A 12,790-nucleotide genomic window follows, 5' to 3' on the forward strand; every position below is an offset into this window, starting at 1 on the left:
CGCGAGCGGGGTGCGGGCACGGGCACTGACGGGGCTTTTGCCTTGTCCGTGCCAGGACGGGCATCGGTGGTCTGGTCGTCGCCGGTGGTGTCCACATGCCCTCCCCGATGTGCTCGGCTCGCGGCGCTGCGGACCGTCGGCGGCTCATGCACCACCGCGGCCCGCGAGACCGAGCGGACAACACGGTAGAGGTTCACGGAGCGGCACAGCAGGGCCACCAGACACCAAATCCGCCGGCACAGGCCGCCGAGACCACTCATCGTGAGGGAGTCGGCGCGTTCACGCACTCTGCGGTTACCCACCTGCCCTTTTCGGCAGTGAAAAAGCCCGGTGGACGACCTTCGCGTTAGCCCGATCGGGCCATCAAATGATCACTCATGGCGCCGCGGAGGAACGATCGCGGCGCCACGGAGGGCTCGAGGAGGGCCCGTCGAGAGCTGTCGGGAGCTAGGGACGCCGCGGGAAGGACACCGAGGCGATCATCTGGACCGAGCGGGGAACACCGGCCGCCGGTGCCTTCGCCGGGATCACGGTCGCGACCGTGGGGACCGAGCCCTGGTCGGGCCGCCGGGGCGCCGCGCGCCCGTCCGCGAGCGCCGCGCCGCTGACCGCGAGGAGCATGAACGCGGCCGACCCGACGAGCGTCCGCCGCATCCGGCCGTGCCGGCGCGGCCGGGGGGTTGTGATCGCCGGGCGGCCGTGCCCGGCGGCGCGCACGGCGACCTCGGCACCGGCCAGAGCCGCGCCGCACCCCTGTGAGCTGGAAGCGAGGCGAGCGGACCCGGCCGGGACCCGGGACGACGCGGCCCCCGGTGGACGTTTGACCAGCAAGGCTGATCGGCCCGCGGAGGCTCCTGGCCGGGACGGCGACCCGCCCGGTCGAGCGGGGCGACCGGTGCGGACCAGGCCCGCCTGGCGCGCCGGCGAGACGGCCGGACGGACCGACCTGCGCGGAGCGGATCCCTCTGCGACGAAACCGCTGGCCATCGCGGGCATCCTGCGCGGGGCGGGCGGCGCGGGCCGCGCGACCTGGTACTCGCGAGCACCGAGGCTGAGCAGGGTCGAGGTCAACGTGCTGGGGAGGGTGGGAGTCGCCAGGGCGGAGAGCCGGGCCTTGAGCCTGCGCTGCTCGGCTACCTCCGCCTGACAGTCGGAGCAGCACGCAAGGTGTGCCAGCGCGCGATCCCTCTCGTCGTGGCTGAGCTGCCCGTCGACCAGGGGGGTGAGGCGCTCACCGAGATGGCTGCTCACGCCCGCCGCTCCCGAGGAGCACCGCCCTCGGCTCCGACGGCACTGCTCACCGGACCTCGGCGGCGGTCGGTCCGGCGACCACGGCGCCCCGACCTGTCCGGTTCGGCCGCGGCGGCGTCGACCGCGAGCTGGCTCTCACCCGGACTCGTGGCGCCCACCGGCGGCCGTTCCCAGGAACCGCTGGTCTCCGCCTGGGCCGGGGACGGCCCCGTGGCCGGGCCCACCGCGGCGTTCGAGACTCCGTCGTCGCCCGCCATCGCCATCCCGCGCGGGGCGCGGTCGGCGAGCGCGGCGCGCAGCATCGCCCGCCCCCGGGAGATCCGGCTGCGGACGGTGCCGAGCTTGACCCCGAGCGTCTGTGCGATCTCCTCGTAGGAGAGCTGCTCGATGTCGCACAGCACGACCGCGGCACGGAAGTCCGGCGGCAGCGCGGCGAGAGCGGCCTCGACGTCGGCGTCCAGATGGCTCTCGGCGTAGACGGCCTCCGGGCTCGCCTCACGGCCGGCCAGGCGCTCGGTGTCCTCCGGCAGGGCGTCAAACCTGATCTTCTGCTGGCGGCGCATCCGGTCCAGGAACAGGTTGGTCGTGATGCGGTGCAGCCACCCCTCGAAGGTGCCGGGGGTGTAGTCGGCCAGCGAGCGGAACACCCGGACGAAGACGTCCTGGGTGAGGTCCTCGGCGTCGTGCGCGTTGCCCGTCAGGCGATAGGCAAGGCGGTACACCCGGTTGCCGTGCTCCCTGACCACGTCCTCCCAGGACGGAGGCACCCAACCAGCTACTTCTGGGGTGGCGGCCGCGTCGGGGACGGCCGAACCAGCCCCGAGCTCCTGCGCCGCCACAGCCGCCTCTCGGTCGGTTCGCGACGAACGTACCCGACGCGCCGGCCAGGGAGCGGCGAATCCCGCTGCGGACACCGATGTTTCTCCCCTCGACCCAGTCGACACGGGCGCACTGACAAGACGAACGTTCCTGTCTTGTCTCCCGTTCCCGTAGGCTGCGGATGTCATGCCGGACATCGACATCGCCGCACGGGAATCTGCCGTCGCCTACGCCGAGGGCTTCCTCGTGGAAGACCCCGTTCTTCGTGCTGCCCGCGCCCGCGCCGAGGAGGTCGGGATCGCCCCGGTCAGCCCCGGCGCCGGGGCGGTGCTCCGCTTCCTCGCCGCATCCGTCGGCGCCCGCGCAGTCGTCGAGATCGGCACGGGTACCGGTGTGTCCGGAACGTGGCTCCTCCGCGGGATGCGTCCTGACGGAACCCTGACCACGATCGACGTCGAGGCCGAGCACCTGCGGCTCGCCCGCCGCATCTACGCCGACGCCGGGATGGCCCCCGGCCGCTCCCGGCTGATCACCGGGCGGGCCCTCGAGGTGCTTCCCCGGCTCACCGACGGCGCCTACGACCTGGTGTTCTGCGACGCCGACCGGCGGGAGAGCACCGAGTACCTGACCCAGGCGCTCCGCCTGCTCCGTCCCGGCGGGATCGTGGCGTTCACCGGAATCCTCGCGGGCGGGCAGACCGGCGACCCGGCCACCCGCGTCCAGGATTCCGTGGCCGTCCGGGAGCTGGCGACCGCCGTCCGGGACGACGTTCGCCTCACCCAGATGCTGCTCACGACCGGGGACGGTCTGCTGGTGGCGGTCGTGGCGAAGTCCTCCCCCGTCGGCTGATCGCCCCGCCGACGGCACCGGGATCGGTGCATTAGACCGGTATTACCGATTAGTCTCTGTGGGCCGGGCGCTACGCCCGTGCCGTCGGCAGCGCGTCCCAGTCCCTGCCCACACGGATCCTGCCCAACCGGACGACCCGCGTGCCGACGAGCACTGGCCGAGCGATGGCCGCCAGGCCGCTCCGGGCGTCCAAGGGGGACGTCCGAAGTAGACCTGCGCGGCCCAGAACACCCGGCGGTACGGCATCCCGACGCGACGAGCGCGGGGTGCCGCCACGCCGACCGGCGCGAGCCGTTCGGTGACGGTCGAGGCCGGGAGTGGACGTCGTGCGGAGTGACGTGGCGCGGAGTGAGGTGGATCGTCGTCGTTTCGACGACGACTTCGGCTACCGCGGCTCCGCGTACCACGATGCCGACTACGACGGTGCCGGGTATGACGGTGCCGGGTACGACGATCCCGAGTTCCGCGGCCCCGGGTATCCGAACCCTGAGCACCGCGACTCCGGCCGCCACGATCCCGGCCGCCACGACCCTGGCCATCACGACGCGGGCTACGACGACCGCGACTATCGCGACCCCGGGTACCCCGGCTCCGGCTCCGGCCCGCGCCGTCCCGCCTCTCGCCCCGACGACACCGGGCACCGGCCCGGCAGCTCGTACCGGGACGATTCCGGTCCCGACGGGCCCGGGCTGCGGAACGACGGCACCCGGCAGCGCGGCCAGTCCGGTCGGGCTGATCGGGCCGGTCGCACCGACCCGACCGGCCGAAGCGGCTACCCCGACCGATCCGGCGGACCCGCCCGCCCCGGCTACCCCGACCGATCCGATGATGCCCTGCGTGCCACCCATCCGGGCCGCGACCGACACCCCGGCGGCCACGGCGCGCGGCCGGGGTTTCCGGCCGCGGGCGGCTTCGCGCAGCGGCCGCCCGCACCGCCGCAGCCACCACCGCCGCCGCGCCGGGAGAACTGGCTCGGCTGGGTGGCGTTCCTGCTCGGAATCGCGGTGCTCTCCGGCGCGGCCGGCTACACGCTGAACCGGGTGACCAGCGGGTCGGGTACCCCCACCGCGGGCCCGACCACCGGCGAGCAGCCCGCGAGCACGACCGACCCTGCGGCCGGCGGCTCGGGGCAGGGCACGGGGCCGACAGCCGAGCAGGCCGCGATCCTGCTCGCCAACCAGGGCCTGCCGCTACGGACGACGGTCGTCTACACGGCGCAGAACGACCCCGACCGCCTCCTGGGACGTCCCGGCGGGTACTCCAGCCGGCTCGCCTTCACCGACGAACGCATCAGCGCCAGCGAGATCGCGGGCGCGCCGGCGGACGCCATCGAGCGCGGCGGTGCCATCGAGGTCTTCGTCGATCCCGCCTCCGCCGCGGGCCGCGGCGCCGCCCTGCGCGCACCCGCCGGTGGTGACCTCTCCAAGGAGTACACCTACGTGCGCGGGACGATCGTGCTGCGGCTCTCGCTGATCCTTCCGGAGGAGATGGCTGCCGGGTACGAGACCGCCCTCGCCGCGGTTGCCGGGCAGCCGTCGCAGCCCGGGCAGCCGTCCTAGTGCGTCCTGGCGTCGCGGTGTCCGGCGCGTGGCCGGCGACGGCTCGGTCGACGTTTGCGTGGGTGCCCTGGAGGGGGAGGCGTACGGCATGAACATCCGCGAGTTCTACGACGCCGATCCCCGCCGCCGGGCGTCCGAGGAGATCACATTCGGGGACGGCTGGACCACGGCGGACGACGAACACTCGACCTACCGGCTGAACTGGGTGGTCGACACCGGTGAGATCTACTCGGTGCGCGAGCCGCACCCCGGCGGCATCCTGGCCCGCTACCTCGATCAGTTCCGCGTGGACCAGGCCGACGTGGACGAGCTTCTCGTGGACGTCCTCGCCGACACCGACCGGTACGCCGTCGAGGCCGCGCTCGCCGGCTGGCCCGCGGTCATGCCGGAGAAGGACAGCCTGAGCTGGGCCCGGCGCCAGCTCGCGGCACTGGGCTCCGCCAGCCCCTCCGAACGCTGACGGCCCGCTCCCCCGCCGGGCCCGCCCGCTGGCCGGCGGAACCGCGGACACCATGCGGCGTCCGCGGTTCCGCCGAACCGCGGACGCGCTCCGTCAGGTGGGCTGTTCGCCTGCCGGGGCTCCGGCGAGGTAGGCGATCAGGGTGCGCACTCCCCACCCGGTCCCGCCGCGGCTGATCTCGCCGTCGTCGGAGTCCGCGCGGGCCGTGCCGGCGATGTCGAAGTGCGCCCAGGGCAGACCCGCGGTGAACTCCCTGAGGAACAGCGCGGCGGTGATCGACCCGCCGTTGACGTCCAGCGCACGGCCGATGTTCGCCAGGTCGGCGACCGGCGAGTCGATGGCCGGCCGGTACTCCTCGGTCAGCGGCAGCCGCCAGACCCGCTCCCCCGCGCGGCCGGCCGCGTCGGCGAGCTCGCCGGCCAGCGTGTCGTCGGAGGAGAACAGGCCAGCGGTGCGCCGACCGAGCGCGACGGTGATCGCGCCGGTGAGCGTGGCCAGGTCGACGATCTGGTCGGGGGCGAGGGTGGCGGCGGCGTAGGCCAGGCCGTCGGCGAGCACCAACCGGCCCTCGGCGTCGGTGTTGAGTACCTCGACCGTCGTTCCGCCCCAGCAGGTGATCACGTCTCCGGGCCGGACGGCGGACGCGCCGATCATGTTCTCGGCGAGGCAGAGCAGCGCGGTGACCTTGCCGGGAACTTCCAGCTCGGCCAGCGTGACCATGGCGCCGAGCACGGCAGCCGCGCCGGACATGTCGGTCTTCATGCTGGCCATGGAGACCGACGGCTTGAGCGACAGCCCGCCGGAGTCGAAGGTGATCCCCTTGCCGACCAGCACCCGGTGGCCGGGAGTCCTCCCGCCGGGCGCGGACGGGCCGTCGTAGGTCAACGTCACCAGACAGGGCGGGCGCGGGGAGCCCCCGCCCACCGCGACCAGCCCGCCGAAGCCCTGGCTGACCAGGTCGGAGTGGTCGAGCACGGTGACGCCCAGGCCGGCCTGGGACGCGGCTCGCACCGCCTGGTCCGCCAGCCAGCGTGGCGTCTTCACGAGGCTCGGCATGTTGATCAGATCACGGGCGAGGCACACGCCATCCGCCACGGCGCGCGCCCGGCGCACCGCCTCGATCAGCGCCGGGTTCTCGGCGCGCTCCGTGCGCAGGACGAGGATCCGCTCGGCTCGCGGACCGGCCGGCGGCTCGTCGGGAGCTGACTCGGCGGACTCCGCGGACTCGGGAGCCGGCTCGGTGCCCGCCTCGTGGGTCGTACCGGTGACGGCGTCCTCCGGGGTGGCACCGGTGACGGCGTCTGCCGGGCGGTAGGAGCCCAGCACGAAGCCCTCGACGAACGCGTAGATCTGCTCGGCGTCGGGTTCGGCGACGACGAAGGGCCGCCCCCGCGTTCCCCCGCGCCGCGCGAGAGCCGCGCCGGCCGAACGCCAGTCGGCGGTCCCACCGGCGCCCACGCCGAGCAGGAACAACCGCCACGGCCGCTCGGAGCGCGACAGCGGCACGACGAGGACACCGCCCGCGTCGCCCCGGAAGGCCTCGTTCTCGATCAGGCGGTCCGGGTCCGCGCCGACGCGCGCGCAGGCGCTCCGGCCCTGCTCGCCGACGACCGCGGCACCATCGACACTGGTGACCACGACGGCGAGCACGGAACAGTCCCAGCCGACCGCGGCGCCGGCCGTACCCTCGGCAGCACCACCAGCGCCGGCAGTACCGACCGCTCCGGCACTACCGGGCGAGCCGGCAACACCGGGCGCGCCAACGGAGCCGGCCGGCGGCGCCGGTTCGCCCGGCGCCCCGCCGGTATCGTCCCGGACCGGCGGCTCGCCCGGCTCGGGCCCACCAACTGACGGCGGGTGCTCGGTGGATGTGAGGATGACGAGGGGGGCGCGGTACCTCGAGTCGATGAGGTCGGCGTCCTGGGCGGGAGCGGCGGTCGTCACGCGGACGCCTCCGCCCCGCGGACCCGTCCGCCGGGCCGGGGGTAGGTGACCACCGAGCCTAACCGACCGCGATCTTGAGAGCGTCTCCCAGCGCGCTCGCCTCGTCGGCTGTGAGTTCGACGACGAGTCGGCCGCCCCCTTCGAGCGGGACGCGCATGACAATGCCGCGCCCCTCCTTGGTGACCTCGAGCGGACCGTCACCCGTCCGCGGCTTCATGGCCGCCATCGGTGCACCTCTTCCTGCCGTCGGACCTGCGTCTGACGACGATTATCCCGGAGACCGACCCGCAAACCGAAACACGTCCCTGCGGGGAATCACAACGGTCACGGAGAGGTAGTGGTTTCGGTGGCCCGAGAGGGCCTCTGGCGGCTCCGAACGAGGGACTCTGGTGTGATTCACTACGGTTACCCACGGCCATTTTCCCCGGACGGCGAGGCCTCGGGGCCGTGAGTGTCCCCTCGTGTGGCATCCGCCCGCTCCGGGGCAGGCCGTTCCGGATCAAGCTTTTCCAGATCATGCCGGGTCGAATCATGCTGTGCGGCAGGATCCCGCACCGCCTCGGTCCCGGCGGGCTCCGTCTGGACATCGCCGGGCCGGGCCATGTCGGCGTCGGTGTCGGCGTCAAGGTCGGCGTCGAGGTCGGCGGCTGGGCCGGGGTGCGCGTCGTCGTCACCGCCGACGCCGAGATGCGCGAACTCCGCGAGCCGGACGAGCTCGTCGTCCCGGCGGGCGAGCTCCTCGTCACGCCAGGCGATCTCGTAGGCGAGGCGGGCCAGGACGGCGTCGACCTCGGCCATCCGGTAGCCGCGGGCCGCCATGCCGAACCGGACGTCCGCCACGTCGTCGGCCGCCACGGAACGCGCGCCGAGGCCGGTGTGCGGTCCGTCGGGCACGGCCGGCGCCATCCGGTCGAACCGGCCGACGGCCAGCGCGGCGACGGCGAAGACGACCACCGCGACAAGCACGATCTCCACTGCGAGCACCACGCCGTCGATCGTGCCATGCCCGGGTGGGCCGAGCGGATCCACCCGCCGCCCCCGGGGCGATCCCGCCGGCCCGCGGTCTCTGGCAGGGTTGCGGGGTGCCCGCCGACGCCTTCCCGACCAGCGAGCCCCGCCCGACCGACGTACCCCGCCCGACCGACGTACCCCGCCCGACCGACGCACCCGGCCCGGCGGCTGGGCCGGTGCCGGCGCGGCCGTTGCGCCTGGGGTCGCGGGTGTTCGCGCCGTCCGAGCTGGTCGTGATGGCGATCGTCAACCGCACGCCGGACTCCTTCTTCGACCGCGGGGCCACCTACGGCGAGGCCGAGGCGCTCGCCGCCGTCGACGCGGCGGTGGACGCCGGAGCCGGGATCATCGACATCGGCGGGGTCAAGGCGGCCCCGGGCGAAGAGGTCGACGCAGCCGAGGAGCTGCGCCGCGTCGGCGGGTTCGTCTCGGCGGTGCGGGCCCGCCACCCGGAGGTCGTGATCAGCGTCGACACCTGGCGCGCCGAGGTCGGACGGATCGTCGCCGGCGAGGGCGCCGACCTGCTCAACGACGCCTGGGGCGGGGTCGACCCGGAGCTGGCCGAGGTCGCCGCCGAGTTCGGCACCGGGCTGGTCTGCACCCACGCCGGCCACCTGCCGCCGCGGACCCGTCCGCACCGGATCGCCTACGACGACGTGGTCGCCGACATCGCCGCCACGACGACAGCGCTGGCCGAACGGGCGGTGTCGCTGGGCGCCCGGCCGGACGGGGTGCTCATCGACCCAGGGCACGACTTCGGCAAGAACAGCCGACACTCGCTGGAGTCGACCCGCCGCCTGCCGGAACTGGTCGCGACCGGGTGGCCGGTGCTGGTCGCGATGTCCAACAAGGACTTCGTCGGTGAGGTCCTCGACGCGCCCGTGGACGAGCGGCTGGAGGGCACGCTCGCGGCGACCTCCGTGGCGGCCTGGCTGGGAGCCCGGGTCTTCCGCGCGCACCAGGTCGCCGCCACCTGGCGCACGCTGCGCATGGTCTCCGCGCTGCGCGGGGACGTCGACCTGCGGATCGCCCGCCGCGGCGTGGTCTGAGCCGGGCCGGACCAGCACCGCCAGGCGCGCCGGCCTGGGCCGGCGGTGCGCTACTCGCCTTCGGCGACCTCGCCCTGTGTGGGCACCCGGGCGGCGCCGCGGCCCGCGCCGGCGCCCGCCTCGAGGATGTCGAAGGCCTCGGGCACGCTGGTCGCCCAGATCAGGATGTCGCGGGCCGGCGGGCGGACGAAGCCGCGGCCGACCAGGTCCTCGACGAGCATGCGCAGGTGCGCGTACACGCCGTCGTGATCCAGGATGACGACCGGTTTGGCGTGCAGGCCGAGCACCGCGGCCACCCAGATCTCGAGCAGTTCCTCGAGGGTGCCGAGCCCGCCCGGCAGGGTCAGGAACCCGTCGGCGCGGTCGTCCATGACGGCCTTGCGCTCGCGCATCGTGGCGGTGACGATCAGCTCGTCGGAGTCGGTGTCCCCGACCTCCATCGCCAGCAGCGTCTCGGGGATCACGCCGACCGTGTGCGCGCCGCCGGCCCGCGCGGCCCGGGCGAGGGCGCCCATGCACGACACCGAGCCGCCGCCCGAGACCAGCACGTGCCCGCGCCGGGCGAGCTCCGTGCCGACCTCGGCGGCGAGCAGCACGAACGCGGGATCGATGTGGTCCGAGGACGCGCAGTACACACAGACGTTCACGAGGGCGCCCCACCGGCCGCGGCGGCCCCGCCGACCTCGCTGGCGGTCTCGTCGCCGGAGGTGGCCGCGGCGGGCGGGCCGGCACGGCCGGTCCCCTCGAGGATCAGGCGCACGGCCTCGTCGACGTCGTCGGTCATGGTCACCAGGTCGAGGTCGCCCGGCTTGATCCGGGCGGAGCCGAGGACGGTCGAGCGCAGCCACTCCAGCAGGCCCGACCAGTAGGCCGTGCCCATGAGCACCACCGGGAACCGGGTCACCTTGCCCGTCTGCAGCAGGGTGAGGGCCTCGAAGAGCTCGTCGAGGGTGCCGAACCCGCCCGGCATGATGACGAAGGCCTCGGCGTACTTCACGAACATCGTCTTGCGGACGAAGAAGTACCGGAAGCTGACGCCCAGATCGACCCAGTCGTTGAGATCCTGCTCGAAGGGCAGCTCGATGCCGAGGCCGACCGAGAGCCCGCCGGCCTCCTGCGCCCCCCGGTTGACCGCCTCCATCGTGCCCGGCCCGCCGCCGGTGATCACCGCGTAGCCGGCGTCGGCCAGCGCGGCACCGAGCCGGCGTCCCAGCTCGTACTCGGGTTCGTCCCGGCCGACCCGGGCCGACCCGAAGACCGTGACGGCCGGGGGCAGATCCGCCAGCAGCCCGAAGCCCTCGACGAACTCGCTCTGAATGCGCAGGACGCGCCACGGGTCACTGTGGACGAACGAGGCCGGGCTGCGGGTGTCGAGCAGGCGTTGGTCGGTGGTGGAGTGCTCCACCTGCCCGCGCCGCGCCGTGACCGGGCCGCGGCGCTGCTCGGGCGGCGGCCCGCCACCCCGCCGGGTACGCCTGGACACCGCGGCCGCGGGAGCAACCGCGGGCCCGGGCTCGACGGCGGGAACGGGCGGGGGGACGTCCGCCGGACCATCACCGGCTGGGCGCGCGGCCGCTGTCGGAACGATCGGCTGGGACGTCGATCCGCCGCCCGGCGGATCAGGGTGGGCGGGCCGAGTCACGTCCGCACCATACGCAGATCCGCCCGGACGCCCGAAGCTCAGGGCGTGCCGCGGCCGACCAGGTAGGAGCCGAGCACGCGCTCCGTCTCCTCGATCACCGCCACCTCGACGTACTCGTCGCGGGTGTGCGCCAGGTTCGGGTCGCCGGGACCGTAGTTGAGCGCCGGTATGCCCAGCTCGGCGAACCGCGCCACGTCGGTCCACCCGTACTTGGCCACCGGGGCCCGCCCGGTGGCCGCCACGAAGGCCGCCGCGGCCGGGGCGGACAGCCCGGGCGGGGCCCCGCCGGCGCTGTCGTCGAGCACCAGGTCGTAGCCGTCCAGCACCTCGGCCACGTGGGCCAGCGCGGCCTTCGGGTCCCGGTCGGGGGCGAAGCGGAAGTTCACCGTGACCCGGCAACTGTCCGGGATCACGTTGCCGGCCACGCCGCCGTCGATCCGGACCGCCGAGAGGCCCTCCCGGTAGGTGCAGCCGTCCAGCGTGACGGACCGCGGCCGGTACCGCGCCAGCCGGGTCAGCAGCTCCCCGGCCTGGTGGATGGCGTTCTCCCCGAGCCAGGAGCGGGCCGAGTGCGCGCGGCGGCCCGGCACCGTGGCCACGACCCGCAGCGTGCCCTGGCAGCCCGCCTCGATCTCGCCGGAGGTGGGCTCCATGAGGATCGCCAGATCCGCCTGGAGCCAGTCGCGGTGCCGCTCGGCGAGCCGGCGCAGCCCGTTACGGGCGGCCGCGACCTCCTCGTTGTCGTAGAAGACCCAGGTGACGTCGTGCCGCGCCCCCGCCCCCGAGACCGGCCCCGGCCTCGACTCGGGCGCCGGCGCCGACCCCGACGCCGGGGTGCCGAGGAGCGCAGCCAGGCGGAGCATCACGGCCACCCCGGCCTTCATGTCGGACGTCCCGCAGCCGTACAGGCGGGAGCCGTCGAGGCGGGCCGGGAGGTTGTCGGCGACGGGCACCGTGTCGAGGTGACCGGCCAGCAGCACCCGCGCGGGCAGGCCGTGGCCGGTCCGCGCGAGCACCGCGTCGCCGTCCCGCAGGATCTCCAGGCCGCCGAGGGAGCGCAGCGCCTCCTCGACGGCCGTCGCGAGCGTGCCCTCGTCGCCGCTGACCGACGGCACGTCCACGAGGACACGCGTCAGCTCACCGACGGGCAGCGCCAGATCGAGGCCCATGACGGTCAGGGGGCCACGCCGTGTTCACGCAGGATGTCGTTCAGCGCGAGCTTGTCGTGGATCTCGCCTTCGTCCAGAGTGCGCAGGACGAGGATGCAGGGCATGGCGAACTCGCCGGCCGGGAAGGAGCGGACCCGGCTTGAGCCGACGGCCACCGCGCGCTCCGGGATCTCCCCGCGCGGGTACTCCTCCCCCGTCACAGCGTCGAAGACGTGGGTGGACGCCGTCAGGATCGCCCCGGCGCCGAGCTTCGCGCCGCGCCGGACCCGGGCGCCCTCGACCACCATGCAGCGGCTGCCGACGAACGCGTCGTCCTCGACGACCACCGGCACCGCGCTCGGCGGCTCGAGCACGCCGCCCAGGCCGACCCCGCCGGAGAGGTGGACATTGCGCCCGACCTGGGCGCACGAGCCGACCGTCGCCCAGGTGTCGACGAGGGTCCCGGCACCGACGTAGCCGCCGATGTTGGTGTAGCTGGGCATGAGCACGGCACCGGGCTCGACGTGGGCGCCCCAGCGGACGATCGCGCCCGGCACCACCCGCACGCCGTCGAACCGGGTCTTGAGCGGGACGCGGTCATGGAAGTGGAAGTCCCCGGCGGCCGACTCGACCATCGGCAGGACCTTGAACGACAGCAGGATCGCCCGCTTGGCCCGCTCGTCGACGACGACGCTGCCGTCCGCGGCGACCTGGGCGACCCGGGCCTCACCGGCGTCGATCGCGTCGACCGCGCCCACGATGACCTTGCGGGCCTGGGTGTCCTCCGGCGTCAGCTCGCCGCGACGCTCCCACAGGTCGTCGATGGCCCGGTCCAGGGGAGACACGACTTCGCCGGACGTGACACCCACGTCCGATGGGCTGGGGTTTGCTCCGCTCACGCTGCTCACGGATAAGACCCTACGGGTCTCGGGGTGAGCGGCGCTCGCGACCGCGGCGGTCAGCGGACGTCGGGCTCCGAGCCCCAGCCCGGCGTGTTCCGGTCTCCCTGCTCGCCACCACCGGGCCGCGGGACGGCCATCTGCCCGGTCTCGTACGGC

General features: G+C 74.3%; 13 protein-coding genes. 4 read left to right on the plus strand and 9 right to left on the minus strand.

Features of this window, described 5'->3' with window-relative positions:
- Nucleotides 1-447 precede the first annotated feature (447 nt).
- Both E0504_RS05865 and sigE read right to left on the minus strand, forming a co-directional pair.
- On the minus strand, nucleotides 448-1,251 hold the full coding sequence (locus E0504_RS05865; RefSeq protein WP_071059320.1) for an anti-sigma factor: 804 nt from the start codon (nucleotides 1,249-1,251) through the stop codon (nucleotides 448-450).
- Nucleotides 1,248-2,090: an RNA polymerase sigma factor SigE gene (gene sigE, locus E0504_RS05870; protein ID WP_235013907.1), complete on the minus strand. Its 843-nt coding sequence runs from the start codon at nucleotides 2,088-2,090 to the stop codon at nucleotides 1,248-1,250. Before sigE ends, E0504_RS05865 begins: the two co-directional genes overlap by 4 nt.
- 166 nt (nucleotides 2,091-2,256) lie before the next feature.
- On the opposite strand from sigE, the gene E0504_RS05875 reads away from it, so the two are divergent.
- From E0504_RS05875 to E0504_RS05885, 3 genes are all read left to right on the plus strand, one after another.
- Nucleotides 2,257-2,919, plus strand: coding sequence for an O-methyltransferase (locus E0504_RS05875; protein ID WP_020458528.1), 663 nt, complete (start codon nucleotides 2,257-2,259; stop codon nucleotides 2,917-2,919).
- Nucleotides 2,920-3,272: 353 nt separating this feature from the next.
- Nucleotides 3,273-4,478 carry a hypothetical protein gene (locus E0504_RS05880; RefSeq protein ID WP_131622281.1) on the plus strand — a complete coding sequence of 402 codons (1,206 nt, stop codon included), beginning with the start codon at nucleotides 3,273-3,275 and terminating at the stop codon, nucleotides 4,476-4,478.
- 28 nt (nucleotides 4,479-4,506) lie between these two features.
- Nucleotides 4,507-4,938 carry a hypothetical protein gene (locus E0504_RS05885; protein ID WP_373693872.1) on the plus strand — a complete coding sequence of 144 codons (432 nt, stop codon included), beginning with the start codon at nucleotides 4,507-4,509 and terminating at the stop codon, nucleotides 4,936-4,938.
- 93 nt (nucleotides 4,939-5,031) lie between these two features.
- On the opposite strand, the gene E0504_RS05890 is transcribed toward E0504_RS05885, so the two are convergent.
- The 3 genes from E0504_RS05890 to E0504_RS05900 form a co-directional block, all read right to left on the minus strand.
- Nucleotides 5,032-6,882, minus strand: a complete 1,851-nt coding sequence (locus tag E0504_RS05890) for a leucyl aminopeptidase (RefSeq protein WP_131622283.1) — start codon at nucleotides 6,880-6,882, stop codon at nucleotides 5,032-5,034.
- A gap of 58 nt (nucleotides 6,883-6,940) precedes the next feature.
- Entirely contained in the window at nucleotides 6,941-7,108 is a 168-nt protein-coding gene (locus E0504_RS05895) for a DUF3117 domain-containing protein (protein WP_006544345.1), read from the minus strand.
- Nucleotides 7,109-7,287: 179 nt separating this feature from the next.
- Nucleotides 7,288-7,911 carry a DivIVA domain-containing protein gene (locus E0504_RS05900; RefSeq protein ID WP_112106013.1) on the minus strand — a complete coding sequence of 208 codons (624 nt, stop codon included), beginning with the start codon at nucleotides 7,909-7,911 and terminating at the stop codon, nucleotides 7,288-7,290.
- Nucleotides 7,912-8,129: 218 nt separating this feature from the next.
- On the opposite strand from E0504_RS05900, the gene folP reads away from it, so the two are divergent.
- Entirely contained in the window at nucleotides 8,130-8,942 is an 813-nt protein-coding gene (gene folP, locus E0504_RS05905) for a dihydropteroate synthase (protein ID WP_112104647.1), read from the plus strand.
- A 50-nt stretch (nucleotides 8,943-8,992) separates the two neighbouring features.
- Here the strand turns inward: folP and E0504_RS05910 are convergent, their stop codons facing one another.
- The 4 genes from E0504_RS05910 to E0504_RS05925 all read right to left on the minus strand — a co-directional run bounded on the left by E0504_RS05910 (nucleotide 8,993) and on the right by E0504_RS05925 (nucleotide 12,631).
- Complete coding sequence (locus E0504_RS05910; RefSeq protein ID WP_020458522.1) at nucleotides 8,993-9,589, minus strand: TIGR00730 family Rossman fold protein; 597 nt, start codon at nucleotides 9,587-9,589, stop codon at nucleotides 8,993-8,995.
- Nucleotides 9,586-10,425: a TIGR00730 family Rossman fold protein gene (locus tag E0504_RS05915; RefSeq protein ID WP_165938411.1), complete on the minus strand. Its 840-nt coding sequence runs from the start codon at nucleotides 10,423-10,425 to the stop codon at nucleotides 9,586-9,588. The genes E0504_RS05910 and E0504_RS05915 overlap by 4 nt, the downstream gene beginning before the upstream one ends.
- Nucleotides 10,426-10,622: 197 nt before the next feature.
- On the minus strand, nucleotides 10,623-11,753 hold the full coding sequence (gene dapE / locus E0504_RS05920) for a succinyl-diaminopimelate desuccinylase (protein ID WP_112104643.1): 1,131 nt from the start codon (nucleotides 11,751-11,753) through the stop codon (nucleotides 10,623-10,625).
- A gap of 5 nt (nucleotides 11,754-11,758) precedes the next feature.
- On the minus strand, nucleotides 11,759-12,631 hold the full coding sequence (locus E0504_RS05925) for a 2,3,4,5-tetrahydropyridine-2,6-dicarboxylate N-succinyltransferase (RefSeq protein ID WP_373693873.1): 873 nt from the start codon (nucleotides 12,629-12,631) through the stop codon (nucleotides 11,759-11,761).
- Nucleotides 12,632-12,790: the final 159 nt, after the last annotated feature.

The sequence above is a fragment of the Parafrankia sp. BMG5.11 genome (genome assembly GCF_004337455.1).

Excerpts from the sequence above, each read along its gene's own strand:
- E0504_RS05875 (WP_020458528.1), top strand. The coding sequence starts at position 2,257 with ATGCCGGACATCGACATCGCCGCACGGGAATCTGCCGTCGCCTACGCC.
- E0504_RS05895 (WP_006544345.1), bottom strand. The coding sequence starts at position 7,108 with ATGGCGGCCATGAAGCCGCGGACGGGTGACGGTCCGCTCGAGGTCACC.
- folP (WP_112104647.1), top strand. The coding sequence starts at position 8,130 with ATGGCGATCGTCAACCGCACGCCGGACTCCTTCTTCGACCGCGGGGCC.
- dapE (WP_112104643.1), bottom strand. The coding sequence starts at position 11,753 with ATGGGCCTCGATCTGGCGCTGCCCGTCGGTGAGCTGACGCGTGTCCTC.